The 24209-nt window shown below is 68.5% G+C and carries 31 protein-coding genes and 1 pseudogene; 17 read left to right on the top strand and 15 right to left on the bottom strand.

All coding sequences use genetic code 11. The annotated features are described in order from the left end of the window. Positions 1-2 precede the first annotated feature (2 nt). The 4 genes from ABEA43_RS55490 to ABEA43_RS55475 all read left to right on the top strand — a co-directional run bounded on the left by ABEA43_RS55490 (position 3) and on the right by ABEA43_RS55475 (position 4267). Positions 3-2030, top strand: coding sequence for a hypothetical protein (locus ABEA43_RS55490; protein WP_345575276.1), 2028 nt, complete (start codon positions 3-5; stop codon positions 2028-2030). Continuing rightward, on the top strand, positions 1993-2370 hold the full coding sequence (locus ABEA43_RS55485; RefSeq protein ID WP_345575362.1) for a hypothetical protein: 378 nt from the start codon (positions 1993-1995) through the stop codon (positions 2368-2370). The genes ABEA43_RS55490 and ABEA43_RS55485 overlap by 38 nt, the downstream gene beginning before the upstream one ends. Further along, positions 2367-2669 carry a hypothetical protein gene (locus ABEA43_RS55480; RefSeq protein WP_345575274.1) on the top strand — a complete coding sequence of 101 codons (303 nt, stop codon included), beginning with the start codon at positions 2367-2369 and terminating at the stop codon, positions 2667-2669. The genes ABEA43_RS55485 and ABEA43_RS55480 overlap by 4 nt, the downstream gene beginning before the upstream one ends. 113 nt (positions 2670-2782) lie before the next feature. After that, a complete protein-coding gene (locus ABEA43_RS55475) occupies positions 2783-4267 on the top strand; it encodes an AAA family ATPase (RefSeq protein WP_345575273.1) in 1485 nt (494 codons plus the stop codon). A 148-nt stretch (positions 4268-4415) separates the two neighbouring features. Here ABEA43_RS55475 and ABEA43_RS55470 read toward each other — a convergent pair whose 3' ends face one another. Continuing rightward, the gene (locus tag ABEA43_RS55470) at positions 4416-5576 is read right to left on the bottom strand and encodes a DUF5685 family protein (RefSeq protein WP_345575272.1); all 1161 of its coding nucleotides are present in this window, start codon (positions 5574-5576) and stop codon (positions 4416-4418) included. 197 nt (positions 5577-5773) lie between these two features. Between ABEA43_RS55470 and ABEA43_RS55465 the strand changes: the two genes are divergently transcribed. Continuing rightward, positions 5774-6070 carry a hypothetical protein gene (locus ABEA43_RS55465; RefSeq protein WP_345575271.1) on the top strand — a complete coding sequence of 99 codons (297 nt, stop codon included), beginning with the start codon at positions 5774-5776 and terminating at the stop codon, positions 6068-6070. Between the two features lie 79 nt (positions 6071-6149). On the opposite strand, the gene ABEA43_RS55460 is transcribed toward ABEA43_RS55465, so the two are convergent. Genes ABEA43_RS55460 through ABEA43_RS55450 form a run of 3 tightly spaced genes read right to left on the bottom strand, consistent with a single transcriptional unit; the run spans position 6150 to position 7804 of the window. Continuing rightward, positions 6150-6494 (bottom strand): response regulator, encoded by a 345-nt coding sequence (locus tag ABEA43_RS55460; protein ID WP_345575270.1) that lies wholly within the window; start codon positions 6492-6494, stop codon positions 6150-6152. Between the two features lie 22 nt (positions 6495-6516). Then, entirely contained in the window at positions 6517-7146 is a 630-nt protein-coding gene (locus ABEA43_RS55455) for a sensor histidine kinase (protein ID WP_345575269.1), read from the bottom strand. A gap of 25 nt (positions 7147-7171) precedes the next feature. Next, complete coding sequence (locus ABEA43_RS55450) at positions 7172-7804, bottom strand: TetR/AcrR family transcriptional regulator (RefSeq protein WP_345575268.1); 633 nt, start codon at positions 7802-7804, stop codon at positions 7172-7174. A gap of 146 nt (positions 7805-7950) precedes the next feature. On the opposite strand from ABEA43_RS55450, the gene ABEA43_RS55445 reads away from it, so the two are divergent. From ABEA43_RS55445 to ABEA43_RS55430, 4 genes are all read left to right on the top strand, one after another. Next, positions 7951-9561 (top strand): FAD-dependent oxidoreductase, encoded by a 1611-nt coding sequence (locus ABEA43_RS55445; RefSeq protein ID WP_345575267.1) that lies wholly within the window; start codon positions 7951-7953, stop codon positions 9559-9561. Between the two features lie 126 nt (positions 9562-9687). Then, on the top strand, positions 9688-10446 hold the full coding sequence (locus ABEA43_RS55440) for a PIG-L deacetylase family protein (protein WP_345575266.1): 759 nt from the start codon (positions 9688-9690) through the stop codon (positions 10444-10446). Between the two features lie 50 nt (positions 10447-10496). Further along, positions 10497-10976, top strand: coding sequence for a hypothetical protein (locus ABEA43_RS55435; protein WP_345575265.1), 480 nt, complete (start codon positions 10497-10499; stop codon positions 10974-10976). Positions 10977-11183: 207 nt separating this feature from the next. After that, on the top strand, positions 11184-11600 hold the full coding sequence (locus ABEA43_RS55430; RefSeq protein WP_345575262.1) for a hypothetical protein: 417 nt from the start codon (positions 11184-11186) through the stop codon (positions 11598-11600). A gap of 183 nt (positions 11601-11783) precedes the next feature. On the opposite strand, the gene ABEA43_RS55425 is transcribed toward ABEA43_RS55430, so the two are convergent. After that, the gene (locus ABEA43_RS55425; protein ID WP_345575260.1) at positions 11784-12089 is read right to left on the bottom strand and encodes a helix-turn-helix transcriptional regulator; all 306 of its coding nucleotides are present in this window, start codon (positions 12087-12089) and stop codon (positions 11784-11786) included. Here ABEA43_RS55425 and ABEA43_RS55420 point away from each other — a divergent pair. From ABEA43_RS55420 to ABEA43_RS55410, 3 genes are all read left to right on the top strand, one after another. Then, positions 12081-12317, top strand: coding sequence for a Rossmann-fold NAD(P)-binding domain-containing protein (locus ABEA43_RS55420; protein ID WP_345575258.1), 237 nt, complete (start codon positions 12081-12083; stop codon positions 12315-12317). The two genes, ABEA43_RS55425 and ABEA43_RS55420, sit on opposite strands and share 9 nt — an antisense overlap. 453 nt (positions 12318-12770) lie before the next feature. After that, positions 12771-13439 carry an SUKH-4 family immunity protein gene (locus tag ABEA43_RS55415; RefSeq protein ID WP_345575256.1) on the top strand — a complete coding sequence of 223 codons (669 nt, stop codon included), beginning with the start codon at positions 12771-12773 and terminating at the stop codon, positions 13437-13439. A gap of 377 nt (positions 13440-13816) precedes the next feature. Next, positions 13817-14227, top strand: coding sequence for a hypothetical protein (locus ABEA43_RS55410; RefSeq protein ID WP_345575254.1), 411 nt, complete (start codon positions 13817-13819; stop codon positions 14225-14227). A 54-nt stretch (positions 14228-14281) separates the two neighbouring features. Here ABEA43_RS55410 and ABEA43_RS55405 read toward each other — a convergent pair whose 3' ends face one another. Beyond that, positions 14282-14524, bottom strand: a complete 243-nt coding sequence (locus ABEA43_RS55405) for a hypothetical protein (RefSeq protein WP_345575252.1) — start codon at positions 14522-14524, stop codon at positions 14282-14284. A 319-nt stretch (positions 14525-14843) separates the two neighbouring features. Here ABEA43_RS55405 and ABEA43_RS55400 point away from each other — a divergent pair, with 319 nt between their 5' ends. Next, entirely contained in the window at positions 14844-15122 is a 279-nt protein-coding gene (locus ABEA43_RS55400) for a hypothetical protein (RefSeq protein ID WP_345575250.1), read from the top strand. A 56-nt stretch (positions 15123-15178) separates the two neighbouring features. Here ABEA43_RS55400 and ABEA43_RS55395 read toward each other — a convergent pair whose 3' ends face one another. Both ABEA43_RS55395 and ABEA43_RS55390 read right to left on the bottom strand, forming a co-directional pair. Further along, a complete protein-coding gene (locus ABEA43_RS55395) occupies positions 15179-16153 on the bottom strand; it encodes a hypothetical protein (RefSeq protein WP_345575248.1) in 975 nt (324 codons plus the stop codon). A gap of 359 nt (positions 16154-16512) precedes the next feature. After that, positions 16513-16854 carry a hypothetical protein gene (locus ABEA43_RS55390; RefSeq protein WP_345575246.1) on the bottom strand — a complete coding sequence of 114 codons (342 nt, stop codon included), beginning with the start codon at positions 16852-16854 and terminating at the stop codon, positions 16513-16515. Between the two features lie 256 nt (positions 16855-17110). Between ABEA43_RS55390 and ABEA43_RS55385 the strand changes: the two genes are divergently transcribed. Further along, positions 17111-17485 carry a hypothetical protein gene (locus ABEA43_RS55385; protein WP_345575244.1) on the top strand — a complete coding sequence of 125 codons (375 nt, stop codon included), beginning with the start codon at positions 17111-17113 and terminating at the stop codon, positions 17483-17485. A 30-nt stretch (positions 17486-17515) separates the two neighbouring features. Here the strand turns inward: ABEA43_RS55385 and ABEA43_RS55380 are convergent, their stop codons facing one another. The 3 genes from ABEA43_RS55380 to ABEA43_RS55370 are packed head-to-tail and all read right to left on the bottom strand — an operon-like array spanning position 17516 to position 18523. Further along, a complete protein-coding gene (locus ABEA43_RS55380) occupies positions 17516-17842 on the bottom strand; it encodes a DUF1048 domain-containing protein (protein WP_345575242.1) in 327 nt (108 codons plus the stop codon). 1 nt (position 17843) lies between these two features. Further along, the gene (locus ABEA43_RS55375; protein WP_345575240.1) at positions 17844-18200 is read right to left on the bottom strand and encodes a DUF1048 domain-containing protein; all 357 of its coding nucleotides are present in this window, start codon (positions 18198-18200) and stop codon (positions 17844-17846) included. Further along, entirely contained in the window at positions 18197-18523 is a 327-nt protein-coding gene (locus tag ABEA43_RS55370) for a PadR family transcriptional regulator (protein WP_345575238.1), read from the bottom strand. Before ABEA43_RS55370 ends, ABEA43_RS55375 begins: the two co-directional genes overlap by 4 nt. Before the next feature lie 171 nt (positions 18524-18694). Here ABEA43_RS55370 and ABEA43_RS55365 point away from each other — a divergent pair, with 171 nt between their 5' ends. Both ABEA43_RS55365 and ABEA43_RS55360 read left to right on the top strand, forming a co-directional pair. Continuing rightward, positions 18695-20677 (top strand): tetratricopeptide repeat protein, encoded by a 1983-nt coding sequence (locus ABEA43_RS55365; RefSeq protein WP_345575235.1) that lies wholly within the window; start codon positions 18695-18697, stop codon positions 20675-20677. An 83-nt stretch (positions 20678-20760) separates the two neighbouring features. Next, entirely contained in the window at positions 20761-20991 is a 231-nt protein-coding gene (locus ABEA43_RS55360) for a hypothetical protein (protein ID WP_345575233.1), read from the top strand. A gap of 8 nt (positions 20992-20999) precedes the next feature. Here the strand turns inward: ABEA43_RS55360 and ABEA43_RS55355 are convergent, their stop codons facing one another. Together ABEA43_RS55355 and ABEA43_RS55350 are read right to left on the bottom strand one after the other, a co-directional pair. After that, on the bottom strand, positions 21000-21380 hold the full coding sequence (locus ABEA43_RS55355; protein WP_345575231.1) for a hypothetical protein: 381 nt from the start codon (positions 21378-21380) through the stop codon (positions 21000-21002). A 326-nt stretch (positions 21381-21706) separates the two neighbouring features. Continuing rightward, positions 21707-21952, bottom strand: coding sequence for a hypothetical protein (locus ABEA43_RS55350; RefSeq protein ID WP_345575229.1), 246 nt, complete (start codon positions 21950-21952; stop codon positions 21707-21709). A 420-nt stretch (positions 21953-22372) separates the two neighbouring features. Here ABEA43_RS55350 and ABEA43_RS55345 point away from each other — a divergent pair, with 420 nt between their 5' ends. Next, a complete protein-coding gene (locus ABEA43_RS55345) occupies positions 22373-23047 on the top strand; it encodes a DUF998 domain-containing protein (RefSeq protein ID WP_345575227.1) in 675 nt (224 codons plus the stop codon). On the opposite strand, the pseudogene ABEA43_RS55340 reads toward ABEA43_RS55345, so the two are convergent. Continuing rightward, positions 23015-23899 (bottom strand): annotated as a pseudogene (locus tag ABEA43_RS55340) (IS630 family transposase); the annotation flags it as partial. The gene ABEA43_RS55345 and the pseudogene ABEA43_RS55340 sit on opposite strands and share 33 nt — an antisense overlap. Then, positions 23827-24108, bottom strand: coding sequence for a helix-turn-helix domain-containing protein (locus tag ABEA43_RS68425; RefSeq protein WP_425570619.1), 282 nt, complete (start codon positions 24106-24108; stop codon positions 23827-23829). The gene ABEA43_RS68425 and the pseudogene ABEA43_RS55340, both read right to left, overlap by 73 nt. Positions 24109-24209: the final 101 nt, after the last annotated feature.

Below are 24209 nucleotides of genomic sequence, written 5' to 3'. Positions count from 1 at the left end.
ACATGTCGAACGCACAGCTGCCTCCTGTGGCCCCGCAGGTGGTGGCGGGAGCCGTGGAGGCGCTCACCTCACGGTTGCGCAAGAAACTGGACGCGGCCGTCGGGCAGTACGCCGCCCTGCCTGTCGTGGTGGTGGACGGGGAGGGGGTGCGGATCACGTGCGGTGAGGACGCGGTGGTCACGCTCTCGCCCGGGGCGGCGGGGGTGGTCGAGGAGGAGGGGCAGGCGCGGTGCAGTTGCCTGCTCGCGCCGAGATGCCTGCATCGGGCCGCCGTGCTGAGCGCGTGCCCGGTGGGGGACGCGGCTCCTGCTGAAGCTCCTGTCGTGGTGCCGGCTGAAGCTTCTGTTGTGGCATCAGCTGAAACTCCTGCTGGGGCACCGGTCGAGGCTCCTGTTGCGGCTCCTGTTGCGGCTCCTTCCGGGCCGTCTCCGGCGCAGGTGGCGGCCGCGGCGGGGCTGTGGGCCGCCGGGGCGGCCGTGCTCACCGCGGGGTTGCCGGCGGCGGGTGCGGTGCCGCAGGCGGAGTTGCTCCGTGCCGCTCACAGCTCCCGTCTCGCGGGGCTGCCCAGGGCCGAGGCGGCGGCCGTACGTGTCGTACGAGGGCTGAGGTCGGCCCGCGAACAACGCGTCGGCCACCACCTCGCCGACCTCGTGTCCGCGCTGCGCGAGCTCCTGCTCATCGCGGGCCGCCTGGCCGCGGGCGATCCGGACCCGGCGCTGACCGGCGGCGTCCGGCGTACGTACGAGCAGGGCGAAAGCCTGCGGGTGTACGGCGTCTTCCGCGAGCCGGTGATCAGCGCCACCGGCTACGGCGGTGTCGTCACGCACGTCGTGACGGAGGACGGCCAATGGTTCTCCGTCGCCGACGTCAGGCCGGGCGGGGCGTCCCGGGCCCGTGGGGCGGCCACCGCGACCGTCGCCATCGGCGCGGCCACCATGAACCACTCCCAGCTCGCCAGGTCCGGCCTGCTGATCGTGGGGGCGACGATCTCGCCGGACGGCCGGCTCGGGGCGGGGAAGGGCGTCCGGGCGACTCCCGTTCGCGGCATGCCGTGGGCCGAGGGGCCGATGGCGGCTCTGTTCGCCCGTCCGCTGCCCGAGGAGGCCCAGGCGCGTCTGTCGGGGGAGGTCTGGAGCGAGTCGGGCACGGAGGAGGTGGCCAGGGAGCCGGTCGGCTGCGACCTGATGATCGTCGGCGCGGCCGGAGACCACGTCCTCGCCCGCGCCCTCGCCCTAACTCCGGACGGCGCCCTTGCCCCGGACGGCACCCCTGCCCTGGACGGCGCCCCTGCCCTGGACGGCGCCCCTGCTCCGGGCGGAGCCCGGGACCTTGCCCCGGACGGCGGAAGGTCCGGGGCTGCCGAGGGCGAGCCTCACCCTGTCACCGGGGGGATGCGGCCGGTCGGGCCGCTGATCCGGCTCGTGCCCGCAAGCCGCCATCCCGAGCTGGCCCACGTGGCCAACCTGGGGCGGCTCGCCTCCCGGCCCGGCCTGTGCGTGCGGGTCGTGGGACGGGTGGAGCCGGACCGGCCGACCACGCTGCGGCCGTTCGCCGTCGGACCGGTGCCGGGGGCCGAGATGACACTGCGGCTGCCCGGCGAGTGGCAGGACCGGGCAGACCTCGGATACGACCGTCTGCAGGGCGCGCACCTCCCTCCGCCCGCCCCTTCCAGCGGTGCGATGGACGCAACAGCGGCGGAGGTGGATCCGCTGGCGACCGCGCCGCTGTGGCGGGTCCGCCGGCTGGTCGAGCTCGCCGTCGCAGGCGGACGTCGCGCCGTGGCCGAGTCGGGCCGTCGTGGCGGGGACGCCAAGGCGCACGAGGCGTCGTTGCACCGCTCGGGATTCAGGACCGCGGCCGAGCTGGCCGCCACCCTGACCGCCGAGGCCGACCGGCGCGAACGGGACGTGTTCGGCCGTCTGACCGACTCAGGCCCCGACCAGTACGCATGGGCCTGGCTCGCCTCGGCCACCCACCTGGCCGCCACCGAACGTGCCCTCGTCCGGGCGTCCTGGCAGGTCGGCACGTGACGCTGCAGTCTTCCCCGGCGACCTGACCGGGATTCGGCCGGACGAGCGCTTCGACCCGCTCGTCCGGCCGGACCCAGGTCGCGTATGGGATGGTGGGTTCGGCGCGCTGGTCGCCATCACCCCGGTGGTGGGCTGGCCAACCTACCGTTCGCGAGCCCTCGTACCCGCGTCAGGGGTTCACCAAGAACATCGTGGCCGGGTCTTCGAGCTGCCCCAGGGACAACCCTGGCTGGTCAACGCCCTCGCGTACGAGATCACTTTCAAGATGGGGGCGAGCGGCATCATCACCGCCGCACAGGTCGATGAGGCCAACGCCCCGTCCACCTGGACGCCCTCATGACACGACTGTACGAGCCCTGGGTGGAACGGGCAATCCGGGCGATCATGGAGGGAACACCGCCGGGTACGGACGCTTCCTTCGACGATGACGTCTCCTACGTTCGCAATCTGGGTCTCATCCGGGGAACCGGAGCCCCGGAGATCGCCAACCCGATCTACCGAGAGTTCCTGCTGCGACACTCGCCTCTGGGCGCCGACCTGCTGCGCCGGGAACAGCAGGGACCTTTCAGCGACGAGGTGCTGGCTGAGGCCCGCCTGAGGATCTTCGGGTCCTCAGCTCGAAACGGTGGCAGAATGTGACCATGCCACCACCCCGAGCAAGATATTTCAATACCACCGGTCCCTGCGATCCACAGCTCCACTACATGCTGCCCCCCACCCCACGGCTTCCCGAGGCGCGTGCGCTCATCGAGATGGACCGTTATTTCGTGCTGCACGCGCCCCGGCAGACCGGAAAGACGACCATGCTGCGCACCCTGGCCTCCGACCTGGCCGCCGAGGGCGACATCGCCGCTCTGTCGTTCTCCTGCGAGCGGGCCGGGACCGTCGGCGATGACATCGGCGCCGCGGAGACGATTCTGCTGAAGTCCCTCCGCAGAGCCGCCGACTTGTCGGGATGGCCTGAGGAACTGCTGCCGCCAAATCCCTGGCCGCAGAACCCGGTGAGAACCCAGTTCGGTGAGGCGCTGAGCGCGTGGTGCCGCCGCTGCCCGCGCCGGGTAGTGCTGTTCCTCGACGAGATCGACGCCCTGCAGGGCGAGAGCCTGATCAGCATCCTCAGCCAACTCCGCGACGGTCACAACATACGGCCAGATGGCCATCCGTTCCCTGCGTCGGTGGTGCTGTGCGGGTTGCGCGACGTGCGCGACTATAAGGTCGCCTCGGGCGGCACCCCCGGCCGGTTCAGCCCGATCAGCCCGTTCAACATCATCGCTGACTCACTGCGCCTGGGCGACTTCACCGCCGACCAGATCGCCCAACTCTACGACCAGCACACCCAGGCGACAGGCCAGGAGTTCACCAAGGACGCGGTGGACCAGGTCTTCGAGCTGACGCAGGGACAACCGTGGCTGGTCAACGCCTTCGCCCATGAGATCACCTTCAAGATGGGAGTGACCGGGACGATCGGCGACAGGCAGGTGGAGGACGCGAAAGAGCGGCTGATCCGGGCGCGCGCCACGCACCTGGACTCCCTGGCGGCCCGGCTGCACGAGCCCCGGGTCAAGCGGGTGATGGAACCGATCGTGGCAGGTGGCCCTTACACCGACCGCAGCAACTCCGACGACCTGTCCTACGCCCGTGATCTGGGCCTGATCACGCAGAAACCTCCGCCGCAGGTGGCCAACCCGATCTACCGAGAGGTCATCCTGCGCGTGCTGGGCGACCTGACGGAACAGAACATCCACGCCGACCCGCACAGCTTCGTGCTCCCTGACGGCCGGTTCGACCTGCCACGCCTGCTGGAGGAGTTCGTCGTGTTCTGGCGCGAGCACGGCGAAGTCCTCATTCAGCAGGAGGGATACCACGAGGCCGCCTGCCAGATCATCCTCATGGCCTTCCTGCACCGTCTGGTCAACGGCGGCGGCTACCTCGACCGTGAATACGCCGCCGGCACCAAACGCCTGGACGTCCTCGTTCGCTGGCCGTACAGCGGCCCCGATGGTGGACGGCTGATGCAACGCGAGGCCATGGAACTGAAGGTGTGGCGACCCGGTGCAGACGACCCGAAGCCTGAGGGTCTGGCCCAGCTCGACCGCTATCTCGACCGGCTGACCTTGACCACCGGCGCCCTGGTCATCTTCGACCGCCGCCCCGAAGCGTCGCCCTGGAAGGAACGCGGCGGCTTCGAGCAGGCGACCACCCCGTCCGGCCGCCAGGTCACCGTCCTGCGCGTGTGAGGGGTGTCCTGGCTCGGCGAACGGCTCGCCCATAGCCTAATGACCCAGCAGCTTTCCGTAGGCGACGTTCATCGAGGATCAGCACGTGGTCGAGGCCCTCGCGCCGGCCGGTGCCGACGTAGACGTTCGCTCGTGGCGACAGGGGCGGTCAGTCGCAGCTGCAGCCGTCACAGCAGCAGCCGTCCTCGCCACAGCAGGAGCCGCAGTTGCTGCAGTTGCCGCAGCAGTCGTAGCCGGAGCAGTCGAAGCGCGAGCAGCAGGAGCTCTCGTGGTCCTCGTCCCAGGCGGGCCGGTACAGGCCGCACGTGCAGCAGGTCAGCGCGGTGCACGCCAGCGACAGCAGCCCGCCGGGATCCCGCTTCGGCGGCCGTCGTCCCGGCGGCGCGCCGGGATCGCCCGGCGGGTGGCCGGGCGGGTGGCCGGGTGGGTGGCCGGGGCCGTGTGTTTCGGCGGCGGCGAAGGCTCGGGAGACGGCGTGGCCGGTCTCCCGTACCAGCAGGGCGCGCGTCAGGGCGGGGCGCGGCAGGTCCAGCCCGTCCACGGCGGCGCGCAGCTCGGCGTGCGCGGCGTCGCAGTGGCGGCGCGCCTCGTCCAGGCCGGTGCCGGTGGCGGCCAGCGGGTTGTACGCCCCGGACGCCCGGTCGTCGGCCAGGTCCTCCACCGCGTCGATCAGGTGTGCCAGCTTCCCGAATCCGCGACCGGCCGCCTCCAGAGCCTCCCGGTTGTGCGGCTTCCGCGTCAGCACCGCTGTGTGCGCGAACGCGGCGGCGACGGCGTCCTCAGTCGGCCCCGTCAGCTCGCGCAACCCGGGCCCCGCGGCTGCCTGGCCGGGGGCGCGTTCCAGCAGGGCCTGGCGGCCGGCCGCCGCCGTCAGCGGGGTGGGGTCGAACCCCAGCGTGCCGGCCATGGATGTGCCGGCCGAGGACCAGCGGCCCGCCAGACGGGTGGCGCCGGCGGCCACCGGGCGGCGGGCGTACACGCCGTCCCCGTCCGCCACGTGGTCGCTCATCTTGCCGGCCGCCAGGAGCAGCGACACCGAGGCTGCCAGCCGTACCCCCTCGGACTCCACGACGTCCGCGCCCTTGAAGCCGCGCAGCGCACACGGGCCCGCCCGCCGGCGCGACGTGGGCGTGGGCGACTGGGCTTCGGTGAGAACGGACACGAGCAGGCCGTCGTAGTTGGTCACCAGCCGGGAAAGGTGTCCGTGCTCGTCGCGGAGCGCCAGGCAGAGCCCGCACAGGTGGCCCATCCAGTCCGCGTAGAGCCCTTTGCACAGGACGTGCTGACACGGGCGGACAATGCCGAACATACGTCCCCTTATGTACGCATTAGAGAGCCAAACCGTAGCACCAGGCGGGCCGCCGGGAGATCCCGCAACGGCGAACGAGTCCGCGGCACGTGCCATGTGACCACGTTCAGGCTCGCGGAACCACGAGACGCACGGGACCCGACCGCCGCCAGGGCCATGAGCGGCGCGGGGGTCACGCTGGCTGATACAAATGGGACATGAGGGAATCCGTCGGGTATCCCCCGCCGCCGAACATGCCGCCGACCCGGCGTGTCTACAGCCGGACGTACCGTGTGTGGGCGCATGTGCTCCTGTGGACGCCGATCGCGCTCGCGGTGGGCGGTGTCGCCCTCGGCCTGGGGCTGTTCGCGGCCGCCGACGCCGACCCGACGTACGGCTCGTCCGCGCTCGGCTATATCGGCCTCTTCGTGTGGGGCGCCCTCGCGGTCCTGTCGCCGGTCCTGCTCGGGTCGTTCATCGCCGGGCTGGTCATGCTGATCCGCACGCGCCGCTGAGGTCGCGGCCCGGTGCAGAGCAGGCAGCCATGGCTATCTGCCTGCCACGTGTGTCAGTCACGGATGGCGTCCAGGGCCATCAGCACCACCTCAGGGAGACGCAGACCTCCTCCGGCTCCAGGTCGACGCCGAGAATGCGGCCGATGCGGGTCAGCAGGCGCGGCGCCACCGCCGACTCGCCCCGATGAACGAGCCGCACGCCCTCGACCAGTTCCTCGGGCGAGATGTCCTTGGGCAGGAACCCGGACGCGCCGGCGCGCAGCATGTTCACGACGTACTCGGCCAGGTCGTGCATGCTCAGCGCCAGCACCCGGACCTGCGGCAACGCCGCGGTGATCCGTTCCGTGGCGGCGACCCCGTCCAGACCGGGCATGTGCACGTCCATCAGCACCACGTCAGGGCGCAGCTCGGCACAGAGCCGCACCGCCTGCTCGCCCTCGTCCGCCTCACGACAGCCGGACGCTTGCCCGCGCGGCGGGGGCGTGCTTGCGGGTGTTGGTCAGGGCCTCCTGGACGATCCGGTACACCGCGTGGTCGACGGCCGCGGGCAGCGGCACGGCCTCGCCGACGACCTCCAGCCGGGCGGGCAGCCGAGCCTGCTCGACCAGCGCGGGCACTCCCCCGGCACCGATCCCAGTGTGGTCCACCGGCTCCGCGGCGCCATCGGCCCTCAGGACGTGCAGCAGCCGGCGCATCTCGGCCATGGCCTGCCGGGCGGTGTGCTCGGCCGTCACGAACGCCTCCTCCGCCGCCGCCCGATCGGTCGCCATCGTGGCGCGTCCGGCCCCGACCAGCACGTTGATCACCGTGATGTGGTGGGCGACCATGTCATGCAGCTCCCTGGCGATGCGGCGCCGCTCGGCCGCCACCGCGCTCTCGGCCGCCCGCCGCTTCCTGCGCTCCACCAGCCGGTGCCGCAACCGCATCAGGCTGCAGGACGCGATCGTGGCCGCGGCACCGACCAGGAGCGGTGCCGCCGCGCCCCCGGCGACGAGCGCGGACATGGCCGCCAGATCGGCGCCCATGGTGATCGCCGTGACCCAGGCGGGCCGGACCCGCCGTACGAGCAGGGACAACGAGGTCAGGTGTTTCGCGGCCGCGCTAGGAAGGGTCGAGGCCCAGCAGCCCGGCGACGATGGCGACCTGATCGGCGTAGTGGCGCACGAACTCGGGGTCGCGGGAATCCACCCCGCAGACGCCCGCGATGACGTGCGGCAGGCTGGTGGTGGCCATGGCGGCGGCCATGAGCATGACGGTCAGGCAGGCCGGGTCCACCTCGGCGGGCAGCCCGCCCGACTCCTGCCGGGCCCGCAGCTGCTCGACGAAGCCGTTCAGCCGATCCGTACGAGGTGCGTGGTCCGGGTCGTCCGCGGGAGCGGTGTACTCCAGGCCGCCCCAGGCCAGCAGCCGGACGCCGTCCGGGTTGTTCAGGGCCTCCAGCGCGTAGCGGCGGATCTGCTCGGGTATGGGGGTGTCCGGCGTGACCAGGGCGTTCTCGCGCTCCCGCCAGCGTTCGGAGATGGCCTGGTAGAGGCCCTCCTTGCCGTCGAAGTAGTACCAGATCAGCTGCTGGTTGACGCCGGCCTGGGCGGCGATCGCCCCGGTGCGGGCACCGGCGAACCCATGGGCGGCGAACTCGGCCTCCGCCGCGTCCAGGATGAGCTTGCGGGTGCGCTCCGGGTCTCGCTGGCGCTCCTGCGGCTTGGGCGAGCGGCGTGGTTTCGACGTCGGCACCCCACGATCATAGCCACACTCGGCAATCTCAAGTGAGTCACCGCATTAATCAAGCATTCACTTGACACAGTGGAGAATGCGGTTGATGGTGTCTCTGGGCGCACCGGCAGGGCGTCCGTCGCTGCAACCACAGGAGATCGCTGGCGATGACGACACCGCACGAACACACCACCACCGTGCTCATCGTGGGAGGAGGTGTCACCGGCCTGTCCGCGGCACTGTTCCTGGCGCGCCTCGGCCTCCGCCCGACCCTGGTCGAGCGGCACCCCTCCACGGCGATCATGCCGCAGGCACGGGCGTTCAACCCCCGCACCATGGAGATCTACCGGGCCCTCGGCCTGGAAGGGGAAATCCGAGCCCGTTCCTCCCTCCTGGCCGTCAGGCCCGAGATGATCGGCGCGGACACCCTGACCGGCCCCGAGCGCTTCCGCATCGACATGCTCGCCCAGGTGCGGCCGTCCGCGTCGCTCAGCCCCACCGACTGGGGACTGATCGACCAGGACGAGCTGGAGCTCCTCGTGCGCGCCGCCGCTGAGCGCGACGGCGCCGACGTGCGGTTCGGCACCGAACTGAGCACCTTCGACACGGACCCGGACGGTGTGCGGGCCGTCGTCCGCGATCTCGGCAGCGGCGCCGAACACCGCATCCACGCCGACTACCTCATCGCCGCGGACGGCAACCGCGCCGGCATCCGCACCCGCCTCGGCATCGGCGCCGACGGCCCCGGAGTGCTGGGCCATGCCGCGCACTTCCTGTTCGACGCCGATCTCGACGACGCACTGCGGGGACGCGACTTCCTGCTCGCCTATTTCGACCGGCCGGCGGCCGGCACGGTCCTGGCGCCGTTGCGGCAGGCCGGGCGATGGATGCTCGGTGTGCCCTTCCAGCAGCGGCAGGGCACCACCCTTGAGGACTTCACCGAGCAGCGCTGTGCCGAACTGGTCCGTGAGGCCGTCGGGATCGCCGACCTCGACCTCACGCTGGTGCCTCCCGTCCCCGGCTGGAGCCCGAAGCCGATGGAGGTCAGGCTCGGCGCGACCGTGGCCCGCCATTACCGGGCCGGCCGGGTGTTCTTCGCGGGCGACGCGGCCCATGTCTTCCCGCCGACCGGGTCCTACGGCGCGAGCACCGGCATCGCGGACGCGCACAACCTCGCCTGGAAGCTCGCCGCGGTCCACAAGGGCCAGGCCGGCCCGTCGTTGCTGGACACCTACGAGGAGGAGCGCCGGCCGGTCGCCCAGGTCACCCTGGATCAGGCCATGCGGCTGCTGAACGCCCGCCACCGAGGAACCGCGGACGACCTCACGGCGATCGACGACCTGAGCATGATCTTCGGATACCGGTACGAATCCGCAGCCGTCCTCGCGGAGCCCCACACCCCCGGCGAGCCGATCGAAGACCCTCGCAAGCCCAGCGGGCGTCCCGGTTTGCGCGCACCCCATGTCTGGCTGGAACGGGACGGGACGCGCATCTCCACACTCGACCTGTGCACCGGTGCGTTCGTCGCCCTGGTCGCCCCGCACGGTGGAGAGTGGGTCGCGGCGGCCAGGACGGCGGCGACATCGCTGGGCGTCGAGCTGGACATTCACCACATCGGCGACAAGCTTCAGGATCCCGACGACCGGTTCCTGGACGCGTACGGCATCACGAGCACAGGCATGAGCCTGATACGTCCGGACGGGTTCGTGGGCTGGCGCTCTGGCGTGCTGGGACACCAGGAACTGCAGCAGGTCCTCGAACGGCTGCTCGTCCGGTAGGTCGCGGATCGCCATCGATGCTCCGCCTGCCCGACGGCAGCCAGCTTTCACGGCTAATACTCGCAAGCAGGGCCCCGCCGCCCAAATCGGCGGACGGCGGGCTCTCAACGCGGAAGGATGACCAGCATGACATTGCCTCCCCTCCCCGAGGAGTCCTTCCAGCGCGTGCTCTGCGTCGTCGCGCACCCTGACGACATGGAATACGGCACGTCCGCGGCCGTCGCCCGCTGGACCGCGCGCGGCATCGAGGTCGGTTATCTCCTGCTCACCCGCGGCGAGGCCGGCATGCCGAACCCGCCCGAGGAGACGGCTCGCCTGCGCGTCGCCGAACAGCGGGCCGCCTGCGCCGTCGTCGGCGTCAAGCACCTGACCGTCCTCGAACACCCGGACGGTGTGCTCGTCTACGGGCTCGACCTGCGCCGGGACATCTGCCGGGAGATCCGCCGGTTCAAGCCCGACGTCGTACTCGGCACCGGTTACGAGATCGAGACGCCCTATGGCTTCGATCAGGCCGACCACCGCGCGGCGGGGCTCGCAACGCTCGACGCGGTGCGCGACGCGGGCAACCGGTGGGTCTTCCCGGAGCAGGTCGACGAAGAGAACCTCGAACCGCACTCCGCGCGCTGGCTCATCGTCCCCGGGCTCCCCGGCCACGCGACCCACGGCGTCGAGGTCACGGGTGAGCCGCTGCGCCGTGGCGTCGCCTCGCTCGAGGCGCACGCCGCGTACCTGGCCGCGCTCCCGGGCCACCCCGCCCCCGAGGACTTCATCCCGAAGTTCACCGCGATGAGCGGCAAGGCCATGGGGGTCGAGCACGCCGTCCTGTTCCGCGCCCACGATCTGCAGGCCCCACCGGAGCTCTTCACCGAAGCCCCGCAGGATTGACTCGGGTGACCCGGCCTGACGGCCCTTCGCTCCACCGGGCGGAAGTCTGGATGTCTTACCACCAGATCCAGCTTCTGGACTTGGACGAGCTGGGGCCGGAGTTTCCGCCAAGGTTCGACAACGGTCTGATCGCCGTGGACGACGAGCCGGACGGCGCGACGATCCTTACCGGCATCGCGCTGGGCGTCGTAGAGGTCGAGGTGCAACTGGCCGACGGCCCCCCACCTCTCGACCTCGACAACTGGGAGGAGATCGTCGAAGTCTCCATCGAGTCCACGAGCGGATCACTCAGCGTTTGCGGGCTCGATGGGGACCTCCCCGCCCTGCCGAACCTTGCCTGGCAGGGGGCGGGCTTCTATCGCCTTCGGGTGCACGCTCGCGGACGTGACACCAGGCCGGACGGCTCAGCCAGCACCCCGATCGAGCACTACCTGATCACCTCGTGGCAGGCGGAACCCCAGCCGGACATGCCCTTCAAGTACGTCGACCTATACGGCGCGGAGGTCCGCCGGCGCCGGATCGTCTCCTAGCCTGCGGATGCCGAGAGCATCATCCGCCCGTGCCGGCGTCGCCGCCTCGGGGTCGTACACGGCCGAGCGAGACATGGAGGCCGTCAGGTACGACCAGGGCACAAGGCAGGTTCACCTTTCTGACGCGCGGTGAAGCCGACCCGAAGTTCGACTGAAGACGCTGTCGTGTTCACTCGGGACTCCAGTAAGCGGCAGAAGGGAACCGACATGCGGAACCTGTCGAAACTCGCGGCCGTAGGCATAGCGGCCGCGTGCCTCGCCTTGACCGGAACCTCCGCGGCGGTCGCCGGCCAGAATGCCTCCGCGCTCACCTGTGGCGGCAACGTGTTCCTCGATGGTCTCCGGGCCCTCGAGATCACCGAGAACGGCCACGACGAGGTGTACATCACCACCCAGGCCGGCGCGAAAGTCTGGCCGGTGACCACGGACTACGTGTCGATAGCCGCGGGCCAGCGGGTCGAGGTCGACAAGTGCGTCGCCCCCAACGCCGTCCTCTACCTCTGGGAGGAGGACACCCTCGATGTCGACGATTACCTCGGCGTCGTCGCCATCGACGGGGACAGGACCAAGGACTATCTGTTCGGCGGCGGCCCCGGCCTGTACCGGATAGGAGCCGTCGCCTGACCCGCCCGCATTGCGCCGGCGAAGGCCCAGGACACGGTAACCGCCCCGCCGTCTTCGACGGACGGCGGGGCCGTCAGGTGACGAGTAGGCCGACGACGATGTACGCGAGATCAAGCTCACCGGCCTGTCGCGCTTGTCACCGCCCGGCTGCCCACCATGGGTTTGCAGCATTATCGAGCTGCGTCAGAGCCGACGAAAGCCTCCTGATTCGGCCCGCTGTGCCGCATCGCGAAATTGTTTGGGCGAGGAGCCGGCCACGCGGCGGAATGCGGTGCTGAACGCGCTCTCGGATTCATAACCGGTCGCGAATGCGAGCTCGGAGATCGATCGAGTGCCGCGGCGCAGGGCATCGCGGGCAAGGCTCATTCGCCACTCGATCAGGTATTCCAGTGGCGCGGCTCCGACCTGGTTCTTGAAGGATGCGGCGAACGTCGAGCGTGACATGCGGCTGATACCGGCAAGCTCTTTGAGCGTCCAGCGGTGCGCCACGTCCGCGTGCTCGTCAACGCGCTCACCGGATGGTTCGCCATCGAACTCGACGACACGCCGATCAAGATCAACTCGGTCTGCCCCGGATACAACGCCACCGATCTGAACAACAACCTCGGAACGCAGCATCCATCACAGGGCGCGAAGGTCGTCGTGCGCGCCGCCACGCTCCCGGCGGACGGTCCCAGCGGCAGCTTCTTCGACGCGAACGGCCCCGTGGGCTGGTGATCTTCAGGACTTCAGGTTCATGCGCCCCCGCCTATCGAAGACAGATCCGCCCGAAGCCACCGGAGCTCCCGCGCGGCCGGAGGGACCGTGATGGGAGGCGGCCGGCCGACAGCGTGCCCGCTCAACGGCAGCGCCGACCATCGGATCTACCTCGACAAGGGCCTGCCCGGGATTAACCGGGAACGGCCGGTCTGGACCAGGCCCTGGCGGCCGTCCGGTCGCTGGGTCCTCGAACGGGCCGTCAGTCCAGCCGCAAGAGCCGAGGACGCTGCGCCCGCATCCTCATCACGCTCTGGCGGCGGTGCGGCCCTGACATGAACGGCGGGCTGGTGCCGATCATCGAGCGGGACGTGCTGTCGTGGAGACTGGTGACATCCTCACCGTGACGACCGTTCGAATCGACGTCACCCGACACCGGTTCGAACGCACCCTCGTGGCAGAAAGACCCCGAACGTGGATCTAGCGACGACAACGACCCAGGTCACCGAGATTCTCAACGCCTCGCTCGATGACCTCACCGGCTCCGGACGCCTGTCGACCCTCCCGCCGGTACCCTGGGGAACCTGGGAACTGCCCGGTGGCGACACTACGGCGCTGTGGACCTACGGGCTTCCGCCAGACCGTGATGACGGCCTCCTGGGGGTCGGGGCCGCCTTCCAGGACAACACCCGGCCGGACGAAGCGATCGGTGACTTCAGCCTTTACCTGCTCGGCGGCTTCGGTGTAGGACGGCTCGCCGCCGTAGCGGGCGCGGGAAGCGTCTTCTACCTCCCCAGATACACCGAGGTTCACCCGCAGCTCCAGCAGTTGTACCCCGAAGGGATCAACCCCTCCCCGGCCAACTCGTCGGTCGCGGCGTTCATCGACTGCGCATGGCGGTGGCACTGGCTGCTGCCGGTCCTGGTGCGAGCCGAGATCCAGATCGACGATGAGGAGGTCGCGTGGTTCAGGGCACACCGCGACCAGGCTGCCCGCGGCGAACTCGAACCCACCGAGTCGGACCGGAACCACGAAGGCTACCGCGACCTGTGCCGCGGCATCCTCGCGAGCTTCCAGGTCCGTGACGGCGCGATCACCTCGGCAGATTCCCTATGGGCGGAAACCATCCTCGGCCCACAGTGACCCCTGCCGCGGCGCCCCACATCATCCCTGTCGTGCTGCCCTACATCGCGCCATGGGTTCACGGCGTACACATGGTCTCGCGAGAAGTCCGTCTCCGACGACAATGAAGAACGCTTCAACCTGTACGTGCTGATGGCGGTGCTCGGCCCGCCGCTCGCGGTGTGGCTCGTGATCGCCCGGCGCCGCCGTGATGTTCTGACTCCCAGCCGTAGGCGCGGTCGGGGAAGATGATGCTCCGAGAGTCGAGGACGAGAACTTCGAGTAGCGGAGGTCGACGGCCACGATCCCACCGCCGGCGAACTCATAGACGGCCCGCGATCGGCTGGTGACGTGATCCTTCTTCGGCCCCCAGACGTTCCGATACACCGAACTCTGCCGTGACCGTTGAGTTGCCGCTTCAGCGCCGTGACCGGATCGAGACGGGTGACCGCTTCGGCATGCGGGCCGATAACCCAGACCGATGCTGTCAGCACGAGAACCAGCCCGATCGTCCATCGACCCATGCTCATGCGCTCCTGGCCTCGGCGACGGATGACCAACCGGCATTGCTGATGGCGGCCCCCGTGATGATGGCATCCGCGAGCATCCTGGCCAGCCAGGCAGCCTCGGACCTGTCGGACAGCATGGTCACCTGCTCCCGCAGCCTCCGGGCTCGGGATGCCGTCGAAGCTTCCAGCTCGAACGGCGTGACCAAGGTCGGCGACATCACGGTCAACGCGGCTCCGGACGTGCCGACCGAGGCGCGGTTACGCAAACAACTCTCCGACATCGACGCACTCAACGAGTAATCCGCCCCCACGATCAGGGCCCCGATCAACACCCTCCCGGCCGAGGCCCCCTTCTTACTCGCCGCCGTCTCCGCCGTCACCCCATCCCCCGTCTCCGCCTCTCCCTCCTCCGTCGTATCCGGCGCCTCCGTCGCTGCCACCTCCGGCCGGTGAATCGTCAGACGTGAACACAAAGAGTAGGTAGGCCAGGAAGATGAAGAGCACGAGGGACCATATGCCATCCGCATCCCGGTTGGCCAGCACAAAAAGGAAGAGAGCGCCCATCAGCGTCAGGACTACTTTTACGCGCACGCGCACGACGACCTCCTTGGTCTTCCGAGGGACCTCACTCTTTCTCCCTGAAAGTAATGAAGTCAATACATTCATTCTTCGCCAGGCGTCGTGGGGCCTATCCGTGCAACGGCTCTTTCTCTTTACTCAGAAGGTCTGCCCGTGCTGTTCAAACCCACCGTCGTACTGTCGAGAGGAGTGGACGGAGCCCTCTACACCCTCCCCGAGGAGTCCTACTCCGGCGCGGGAACCCGAGCATCCGATCGGTGCGCTTCTCCGAGAGACAGGAAGGAACGATCATGAACGTGAGGTCCCTTTGACAGCGGCCGCCGCTGGTGCCGTGGTCGTGGCAACGGTCCTGACCGGGATGCCGTCGGCGGCCGCGACCAGCGCGCCGGCCGCCGACGGACAGATCTTCCCGAGCACCACGATCTTCGGTGGGCTCGGGACCGGAGCGACCGCCGAGGCCGCATTGGACGACGCCGTAGCCGACGCGACGGCGCAGGCCGCGGCCGCCAGGTTCGGCGACTACGCGATCACAGGCGACCCGATCGTGCAAAGCATGGTGCGACCTGGCTTCCCGGTCACCTACCGTGCCCAAGTGACAGTCGGCTGCACCACGTGACCTCCGCCCCACCGCCTGCACATGGTTGATGTCATCTCCCATGCGGAAGGCATCGATCAAATGGCGCACCAGGGGTAATAGGGAGAGGGGGTCGGCGGCCAGACGCATTCCTCGTGCGTGAATCCTCGTTTGAAGTAGAGACTCGGTGACGACTGGTAGCTCTTGGGAACACCGAAGGCGACGAGGGCCGCCGTCTGCCGCACGTCCTCCGCGTAGTACGACTTGCCTATCCAGGTTGCTCGCAAGTCAGGAACCCCCGGGCTCGAGCTCTCCGACGGGACGATCTTGTCGCAGCTGGTGATGGCGAAGGACGTCGAGAACGGGCCCACAGAGAGGCCGATGGGCAAGGTAGATCCGCAGGGATCGAATTGCAGGGTCGCCTTGGGATCCCAGTCGTTCCACACGATGTTCGGGTCGTTCCCGTAGGGCTCCGCGGCCACGTAACACTCGCTGACCTGATCGAAGGCGTGACCCGCCAGCGCATGGCATGACGCGTACATGCGGTAGGCGTAGTTCTTGTGCGTTGCCGCCGCGTAGTCCATGCGGCCCCACTGCCCGCAAGCCCTCATCCAGCCGATGTGCTCCGCGTCCTCCCATTCGTAGCAACTGGGCTGTTGCCAAGCCACATCCTGCTGAATCGTCACGTCGCCGGCCGCGGACGCTGCCGAAGCGGGCATTGTCTCGACCGTGGTCATGCTCGTCGTCGAACCACCGGATCGCGCCTCGGCCCCATTGGCGACGGGGCGAGCGCCTTTGGGCTGGATGGCGCACTCACCGCCGTGCGCCTGAATCTCGTAGTCGCGGGCCTTGACGTCGAGGTTCCAGTCCTTCTTGATGCCTTCCACGAAATCGCGGATGGCGGCGTCCTTGTCACCGATGTGGTCGCACGCGGACGGCGACGTGCGCGAGGCCGACGCAGACCCGGCAGGCACCGGCGCGGCGACCAGCGTGAGTGCGGCGGACAACGCCACGATGGAGAGTAATTTCCGCACCGAACCTCTTTCCGATACCTTCGTGAATGCGGAGCGCATGAGGCCTCCTCTTTGAAGAGGCTCTCCAAGCCACAAGCAAAGGTATGCCGGAGCAGCTTCAGCTCGGCTTCACCGCATGGCGATATCATCAGCCCGGCCGCTACGCCGCCAAGACCATCGGCCGTTGGTTCAGCGTTACTGAAGAGAATGAGCTTTCGGCTCCAACACGGCGGAATAAGTCCGGCACCACACCTCGATCTCGAGCGTTTCCGCCAGGTCGCACGTGTTAGCCCCAGCTATCCATCGCCGATGAATTGCCTGGTTGGGGAAAGCTGAGCGTTCGGCCCACCGTCCGGGGCCTGCTCGGGGTCGCCCCGGTTGTGGGTGCTCCAGCCGGCAGTGCCAGCGAGCATGGGGCCTCAGCCGGTCGTCGAAGGCGGAAGGGGGTAGGGCCCGCACGCGGCCAGTTCGCTGGTGACGGTCCTGCCGTCCACTCCGTCCTTCCAACCGCTGCCAGCCGGCGTCTGGCCCTGGATGACCTGCTCGATCGCCTCGGGCTTGACGTATTTGACGAACGCGTCAGCCACGCACTCCACCTGCTTGTCCGAGTAGTCGCTGTACTCGGGATCCGACCTCAGGTCCTGAACGAGCCGCTCCCGCAACGACGGCGTCTCCGCCGCACACCCGCTTCCGGCGAGCAACCCGCCGGCGAGCGCGACCGCGACCCAGCCAATTCTGTTGCGGCGCCACCGTGTCCCCATTCGCAAGAGCTCTTCGTCCCCCACCTGTCACCCCGATAAATCCTGTGCGGAGGAAATCTAATCTCCGCCATATCCAGGGAAGGCCCACTTCGAGGATTATCGAAGGAAAGCGCACCTACCGGCCCGTGGTAGCCCAGGATCGGCGACAGGCCAGCCGGATGACCCGATCGGGGTCAGCACCGCAAGTCCCTCCGCTCGAATTCGTGCCTGAGCCCAAAGGGAGGGTTGGCACAGTCCACAGCGGGTGACGGCTACGGTGCTCGACACCGGCGTAGGTGTGGAGGAACGCCTCTCCGACCCGGAGGGGGCCCGGTCTTCGCGGTGGAGCGCGCCGTGCGGACGGTCGGCGACGATGTCGCCGCTCGGCGAGTTCACCCGGCAGGTCGCCGGTGAACTCGCCGATTCGGGGTGTCCGCCGGAGTGGATTGATGGCCCCGCAGACGCCGATCGCGTGGACGCGGAGCTCGCCGCTGCCGCTGGAGATATGAGTGACGCCTGCCGTTCAGGATTGACGATGACCGAGGCCGCGTTGGAGGCATCGACCGAGACGGTCGAGGACGTCAGCTATCCCGTGGTGCCCGGCGGCTACAAGACTCGGGTGACATTCAGATCGTCGAGGTGCCGGCGCTGATCAAGCGGTATAAGGCCGGGTCAACGAGTATTACTTCTTGTCCGTGCCGGGTTTCCCGGTGATGGATTCCTGATAGACGTCCGCGTAAGTGCGCGAGTCCTTGATGAGGTCGTCGCAGAAGGCGGCGACGTCGTTGCCGATGAGCTCCAGAACTCCCTTGCCGGTCGCGACACCCTCCTCGAAGAAATCGACGATCCCCGGGAGCAGAGGCCCGTCAGGCAAGTCGACCGGTCCCACCTTGAAGAAATACCGCTGCATCTCCTTGTAGACGATCTGATAGTCCGGCGGAAGCGCTTTCACCCGCGCCAGGTGCGCCCGCCACTGCTTCTTGCCCTCGATGATGTCCTGGATGCCCACGTCAGCCTCCTAGCCGGCCCAGTTTCCTGGCCACGTTCCTGTTCAACTGCTCACGCCACCGGTCGCGATAGCTCCGAGACCCTTCCCCGCCGGCCAGCGCCGCGCAGAACCCCGCGATGTCGTCACCCAGCACCTCGTGAATGCTCCGCCCATCGGCCGCCGTCTCCTCGAGCAGCCCCAGAGCACCGTCGAGAATCGGCATCAGGTTGCGGCCCGTGAAGTCCCCGTGGAGCATGAGATGACCCTTGATCTCCTCCCACGCCGCCCGGTAGTCGGCCGGCAACGCCTCGGCCCGAGCTTCGAACGCCTTGTACTCCCTGGTGAGATCGCTGCCGGTCATGCTCTCCCAGAAGTTCATCTCCCGCCCTCCTTGAGCTTGTCGATCCGTGTGGTGATGTACGCCCATTTCGCCCAGAACGTCGCGAGTTGCTCGCGCCCCGCCTCGTTCAACGCGTAGAACTTGCGCGGCGGACCCTGCCCGGACGGTCGTTTCGTCACCTGGACGAGCCCGTTCTTCTCCAGTCGCTGCAGGATGGTGTAAACCGTCCCCTCGACGACGTCGGCGAAGCCGAGTTCGTTCAGCCGGCGCGTGATGGCGTACCCGTAGGTCTCCTCGCTACCGATGATCTCCAGCACGCAACCCTCAAGCGTGCCCTTCAGCATCTCCGTCAGGTCGTCCATCGTGGATCCTCTTCCGTTCTTGGTACTCGGTGCTAACGAGTACTGCTACAAAGTACCACGGAGTAGTGGGCAATGCCTAACGAGCGTCCGTCTTTTGTCGGCCGTGCCTGCGATCATCGTTCGCAGCACTTGGAGAGGCCGATGCGCCCGGCATCGGCCAGGAAGGCCTTGATGTCTACCGATCTGTTCGGCGTGCGCGTCCTGGATCTCGACCACGAGCGGCGACGCGTGCGTTTCCGGGTCTTCGTCGTCTACTACGAGCCGTCCTGGGGAACGGACGATCTGCTGCCGAAGGACCCGAGCTTCTTCTTCCGGGTGCTGTGGGAGGGCGCGGACGACAGCCGTGGCCACGATGGCGGGCCGCTGGCCGACCTGGTCGGGGTCGATGAGTTCCTCGACGAGGCGTGGGTCGAGCGCCACACCCATCTGTTCGTCGCGGGCGTGGAACGCGTGGCCACCCGCAACCACCCCCTCGACGACGACGCCTGGGACAGCCTGGCGATGTTCTACTACGAGCGTGACGGAGGCTGGCAGGACGAGGACCTGCTCGCCCAGGGCGACTACGACGTCGAGGTCACCGACCCCCGCTGGCTGGCCCCGCTGCGGCTGGGCCAGGGCTGGGGTACCACGTCCTACGAGAGCAAGGCCGTGGAGGCGGTCGACGCCGAGACCGAGTACGCCGGTCTGGCCGCGGGCGGGGACACGCGCGCCGCGTTCGTCCTCGGCTGGTTCCGCCAGGAAGCGGGCGACGTCGCAGGCGCCGCCACGGCCTACCGGCTGGCGGCCGGCACACAGGACCTGGACGAACGGACGAAAGCGCTGCTCTACCTGGGGAATCTGCACGCCGGGCAGGGCGACTCGCAGGCGGCCCGGGCGGCGTACGAGGAGGCCGTCGCCTGCCAGGGCAGCTCGCGGGACGGGAATACGCGACATGCTTCCCGGGCGGCCCTCAGGCTCGGCGTTCTTCTGCGGGAGAGCGGCGCGGAGGAGGAGGCGCAGGCCACGTTCACGCTCGCCGAGCAGCTGGGCGGCATCGACCTGATCCGTGAGGCCCGTCGGCTGGCCGGCACGGAGACCTGGGCCGAGCGAACCTGCCGCGCCCTCCGGGACACGGATCAGGACGCCGCGCTGCGGGCACTCACCGATGCCTGCGGGTCCGCCGCGGTGGCTCGGTTCGGAACGGTGCTGGCGGGACGGCAGTTCGATCGCGCCCGAGCCGCGCTGGCCCGGCTCACCGAGCCCGCCGACCTGGAGTGCGCCGCCGGTTTCTGCCTCGACCTCGCGACCCTCTGGACGCGCGAGAACGACGATGACGCCGCGGACCAGGTCATCGACGTGGTGATGGCGACCGGCAGGCCGGCCGAGGGATACCGTCGTGCCCTCGCCGAGGGCCTCATCGACGCCGTGTCAGGGCGTACATCGCGGTCGGAGAAGGTCGCCTTCAAGCTGTTACGCCTGCTGAAGGACAATGACGACCTCGACGGCGTCGCCCGGCTGGTGCGGACGGCCGAACAGGCGCACCCGAGAGTGGCGGCGCATGGCTGCCACTTCCTCGGCATCGCCGGCAAGGAACGCGATGACCTCCAGGCGGCCGCCGAATGGCTGCGGCGCGGAGCCGCCCTCACCGAGCCCGACGAGGATGCGGCGGCGGGCCCCGCGTACGACCTCGGCGTCGTCCGCGCGAAACAGGGCGACCTGGACGGCGCTCGCGCGGCGTTCAGCCAGGCGGAGAGGGGGTTCGTCTACCTCGGTGATCGCGTACGGGCGGCGCTGAGCCTGGCGAGGCTGCTGGACGGGCAGGGCGAACGTGTCGCGGCGGGCGCGGCCTGGACGCGGGCCGCGTTCCACCAGGCCTGGCTCGACCTCGGGGGCGACGAGCACGCTCAGTGGTCGATCCGCAAGCTCGGGGATCTGCTCGCCGAGGTCGGCGAGGACGAGGCCGCGCGGACGGCGTACGAACTGGCGGGCGAATCCCTGGAGCCGAGCACCGCGCCCGGAGCCGAGACGTGCGCCGCCTACCGCTACGCCCGCTGGACCATGGCCAGGGGCCACCGGGAGCCGGCGCGCACCATGCTGCGGACGATCTCCGAAGGCACCGGACCGCACGCGGCGCGGGCAGCGGCCGCTTTGACCTCTAAGACTTCGGCAAGGTGATCAACGGTCTCCTGGCCCTCAGGGACACTTGATCGGCACTGCCGAGCCGAGCCGGGCGGCGGCAGCCGTCGTGGGAGTGTGAAATGGGACTTTTGATCTTTGTCAGCAAGGCCACCGAAACCGGGGAGACCGTGACCTACGAATACGGCGCAGGCCCCGACGACCTTGTGGGCGTGGTGAGCATTCACAAGGCGACCGGCACCCCAGTGGATGAGGACGCCCTGCCGGAGCAGGCCCGAGTCGCTCTGCGGGCCGTCTTCAGGGGAAGGTCGAAGACCGGCGATTGGCCGCACCACTACACCTACGCGGCCTGACAGCGTCATCACCAGCCCGACGCCGCCCGTCGCCCGAAGAGAACACGTTCCCTGTTGCTCACCAAGACGTCCTCCACGCCCTTGAGCACGAACGCGACCACTCCTGCGGCCGCGCCGATGCCCATCCAGCGCCAGGTGGTACGGAGCACGCTGAAGGCGTTCCAGGAGCGGATGCGGATCAGCGCGGCCGCGGCGAAGCCGCCGAGGCCGGCGATGCCCGACCAGGCGGTCAGGATCAGCCCGTACGTCACCGCGTCCAGCTCCAGCCCCAGCGGGCCGAAGAACGGAACCACGGCCGTGGCGGCCACCATCGCGAGCAGGCCGACCACGATCTCCGGCCAGCCAGGGCGCGCCGGGGAGGTGGTGCCGGCCGGATCGGTGGTCGGCATGGTCAGTGGACATGGTGGTGAGCTCCTTGTTCTCGTGGTCTCAACGGGTGTCACCGGGCCCGGCGTGTACCGGTGGAGTGCCGGTCAGCGGTTGCTCGTCGGCACTGTGAACGCCGGGGTGCCGAAGGGCAGCTTCTTGAGGTCGGGCGTACGACTCGCCGTACGTGAAGGTGAGCCGTTCGATGGCTGTGTCGAGGACATGTCGTCAATCTCAGCCGTCACCGCGCTCACCGGGCAGTGCGACCATGTCATGACCTCGCCATGACATTCCCGCAGATGAAGTCATGACGTGGTGTCACTGGTGACGCTACGGAGCAGGAATGGAGCTACGAGGCTCCACCCGCTCGGTAGTAGTCAAGGGCAACAATGTCGAACAGGCTCCAGTCGACGTCCTCGATGGGCGCCGAGGCGTAGGTCAGTCGGCCGCTGAAGACGTCGCGCACGGCGCGGCTTGCCTGGGCGAGGAAGACATTCAACGGCCGGTTGTGGGTCTTGAAGATCTTGAGTCGGGCCAGCGCCAGGGGGCTGCCGATGCGCTGGCGCCAGTTGTCGCCTTTGAGGATTCCCTGCATGAACAAGGTGAGCTCACAGGCGCCAACCCCAGATCCACGGCTTGCTGGGCGGCAGTCATGAGCCTATCGGGGTCGGTTCCGGAGATACGGACCGCTGTGCAGCGCAGATCGTTCTTGATGATCTCCAGCTCTCGGCGTACGACCTGCGGATCGAACACTGGGCGGGACAGGTAGCGCTCGTCGAACTGGATGCCAACGTCGTAGTTGACGCCTCTGATTCTTGCCATGTCTGTCAGTCTGAGTTGACAAGCACGTGCTTGTCAATGCAGACTGACAGACATGAGCAGGCGAAGAGCTGGCCCGCCGCGTCGCAGTCAAGGATCCGGCAACCGGCCTGCGGGCCGCCTGGGCCCGCTGCCCCGGCCTGGCCGAGCAGATCGAATACTCATCAGGATTTAGCACTGCTAAGGAGTGCGTTAAATGATCAGAAGACTGGCCTACGGGCTGGCACCAGCCGGGTTCTTTGTGGTGATCATGGTCGAGGGTTTTCTGCGCCCTGGTTACTCGTGGACCCACCACTGGGGCAGTGAGCTCAGCGTCGGCGATCTCGGCTGGATCCAGATCGCCAACTTCATCATTACCGGGGCGCTGACGATCGCCTTCGCGTTCGGCCTAAGAAGAGCGCTGCGTCCGGGCAGGGGATCGACTTTCGGCCCGATCTTCATTGGCATCTTCGGGTTGAGCCTGATGGTGGCAGGCATCTTCTCGACGGACCCACAGCCTGGGTTCGTTCCGGAAGGAGCGGTTGCCGGTCAGCCCACCTGGCACGGAGCGATCCACGATGCCAACGCACTGCCGTGCTTCTTCGCCCTGACGGCAGCCGTCATCACGGTAAGCAGCCGCTTTGTCAGCGAGCGCAAATGGCTCTGGGCGGCCTATTCCATTGCTACAGCGATCGTGGTGCCGGTGAGTATCGTTGTCGCGGGGCAGCTGCTCACCGTCGCCCAGCAAGGCGGAACGCTGGATCAGTCCCTGCATGGGCTGGTGCAGCGGATTTCGATCGGGGTGGGGTTCGGGTGGGTCAGCGCCGTCGCGCTGCACCTCATGCGCCAAACGTCCAACCTAGTGGCCCGTCACGCAGCCTTTGCCGGATAACTGGTCCAGCTTCGGATGGGTGAGCTGGCGGCGAAGCTGGTCTTTGGCTGGGCGCGGGCGTTGCGCCAGCGGACGTGGCCACCGATTGCCCTGTTCTGCTCGTCGTGGGTGCGGTGGTCGGTGCCGTTGAGGGCGTCGTAGCGCAGCGCGGCGAATTCGGATTCGATCCAAGTTCAGCCATGAGCCGTAGGTGGGCAGGAACACCAGCTCGACGTCGTTGTCGGCGGCCCAGGCGCGGACCTGGGGATGCTTGTGCGGTGAGTAGTTGTCCATGATCACATACAGCCTCTCGCCGGGCCACCGCGAGCGCAGGGTCTTCAGGAAGGACAGAAACTCCCGCCACCGCTTGCGCCGGCGGATGCGGTAGTAGAGCTTGCTGGTGGCCAGATCCAGTGCGGCGATCATGTGCATGACCCCGAAGTAGCGGTTGTGGGTGGCCCGCAGCCGGGCCGGACTGCGGGCCGGCCGCCACCGCTTGCCCTTGCGCGGCATCAGGTTCAGCGGCCCGAATTCATCGACGCAGATCACCCGTCCATCGGCGGGCGGGTGATCGTACAACTCCAGCACCCGCTGCATCTCGGCGATGAAGTAGGGGTCGTTGGATGCCTTCCAGGTCGTGGTGGTCTGCCAGCTCACCCCGTCCTTACGCAGGATGCGCCGCAGGTGCTCACGGCTGAGGGCGGCCACCACACCGCGGGCGATGAGATGTTCGGCCAGGGTGCGCAGGCTCCAGGTGGAGCGGCCGGTGATGCCCCATTCGGCGGGGACCGTCCGGGCGATCAGGCAGATGTGCTCGCGCACCTGCCCACTGATCGCCGGTGGTCGGCCCCCGCTCCATTTGGGTCCAGCGCGTCGAACCCCCGCTCGTTGAAGGCATGAATGACATCGCGTACATAATCGTCGCCGACCTGCATCAACGAGGTGATGTCCGGAACGCTCTGGCCTTGCCCGGACATCATCACCACAATCGCCCGGCGCAGCTTGACCGGGTCCTTGGCGGTCCGGGTGATGCGGCTGGATTCTGCGGCCCTCCTCCATCGACAAGGGCCGGACGAACACATCCGGTGGACGAGCCACAACTACCTCCCGGGTTTGCAGAGGCAGCCAGCCCTACGGGTTCACCAGCCGAGATCAATTACCCGGTCAACGTTCCGGGACGGGC

Origin of the sequence: Nonomuraea rosea (assembly GCF_039539705.1) — a bacterium.
In the GTDB taxonomy this organism is placed as follows: domain Bacteria; phylum Actinomycetota; class Actinomycetes; order Streptosporangiales; family Streptosporangiaceae; genus Nonomuraea; species Nonomuraea rosea.
This window is presented reverse-complemented; position numbering and strand designations above follow the sequence as displayed.

Bases quoted from the DNA above. Each gene is read 5' to 3' on its own strand.
- ABEA43_RS55465 (WP_345575271.1), top strand. From the start codon at position 5,774: ATGAGGGAATCCGTCGGGTATCCCCCGCCGCCGAACATGCCGCCGACC.
- ABEA43_RS55390 (WP_345575246.1), bottom strand. From the start codon at position 16,854: ATGGGGACACGGTGGCGCCGCAACAGAATTGGCTGGGTCGCGGTCGCG.
- ABEA43_RS55350 (WP_345575229.1), bottom strand. From the start codon at position 21,952: ATGCAGGGAATCCTCAAAGGCGACAACTGGCGCCAGCGCATCGGCAGC.
- ABEA43_RS55365 (WP_345575235.1), top strand. From the start codon at position 18,695: ATGTCTACCGATCTGTTCGGCGTGCGCGTCCTGGATCTCGACCACGAG.
- ABEA43_RS55435 (WP_345575265.1), top strand. From the start codon at position 10,497: ATGTCTTACCACCAGATCCAGCTTCTGGACTTGGACGAGCTGGGGCCG.
- ABEA43_RS55445 (WP_345575267.1), top strand. From the start codon at position 7,951: ATGACGACACCGCACGAACACACCACCACCGTGCTCATCGTGGGAGGA.
- ABEA43_RS55375 (WP_345575240.1), bottom strand. From the start codon at position 18,200: ATGAACTTCTGGGAGAGCATGACCGGCAGCGATCTCACCAGGGAGTAC.
- ABEA43_RS55440 (WP_345575266.1), top strand. From the start codon at position 9,688: ATGACATTGCCTCCCCTCCCCGAGGAGTCCTTCCAGCGCGTGCTCTGC.
- ABEA43_RS55355 (WP_345575231.1), bottom strand. From the start codon at position 21,380: ATGCCGACCACCGATCCGGCCGGCACCACCTCCCCGGCGCGCCCTGGC.
- ABEA43_RS55490 (WP_345575276.1), top strand. From the start codon at position 3: ATGTCGAACGCACAGCTGCCTCCTGTGGCCCCGCAGGTGGTGGCGGGA.
- ABEA43_RS68425 (WP_425570619.1), bottom strand. From the start codon at position 24,108: ATGTGTTCGTCCGGCCCTTGTCGATGGAGGAGGGCCGCAGAATCCAGC.
- ABEA43_RS55480 (WP_345575274.1), top strand. From the start codon at position 2,367: ATGACACGACTGTACGAGCCCTGGGTGGAACGGGCAATCCGGGCGATC.
- ABEA43_RS55430 (WP_345575262.1), top strand. From the start codon at position 11,184: ATGCGGAACCTGTCGAAACTCGCGGCCGTAGGCATAGCGGCCGCGTGC.
- ABEA43_RS55395 (WP_345575248.1), bottom strand. From the start codon at position 16,153: ATGCGCTCCGCATTCACGAAGGTATCGGAAAGAGGTTCGGTGCGGAAA.
- ABEA43_RS55345 (WP_345575227.1), top strand. From the start codon at position 22,373: ATGATCAGAAGACTGGCCTACGGGCTGGCACCAGCCGGGTTCTTTGTG.
- ABEA43_RS55470 (WP_345575272.1), bottom strand. From the start codon at position 5,576: ATGTTCGGCATTGTCCGCCCGTGTCAGCACGTCCTGTGCAAAGGGCTC.
- ABEA43_RS55475 (WP_345575273.1), top strand. From the start codon at position 2,783: ATGGACCGTTATTTCGTGCTGCACGCGCCCCGGCAGACCGGAAAGACG.
- ABEA43_RS55360 (WP_345575233.1), top strand. From the start codon at position 20,761: ATGGGACTTTTGATCTTTGTCAGCAAGGCCACCGAAACCGGGGAGACC.
- ABEA43_RS55370 (WP_345575238.1), bottom strand. From the start codon at position 18,523: ATGGACGACCTGACGGAGATGCTGAAGGGCACGCTTGAGGGTTGCGTG.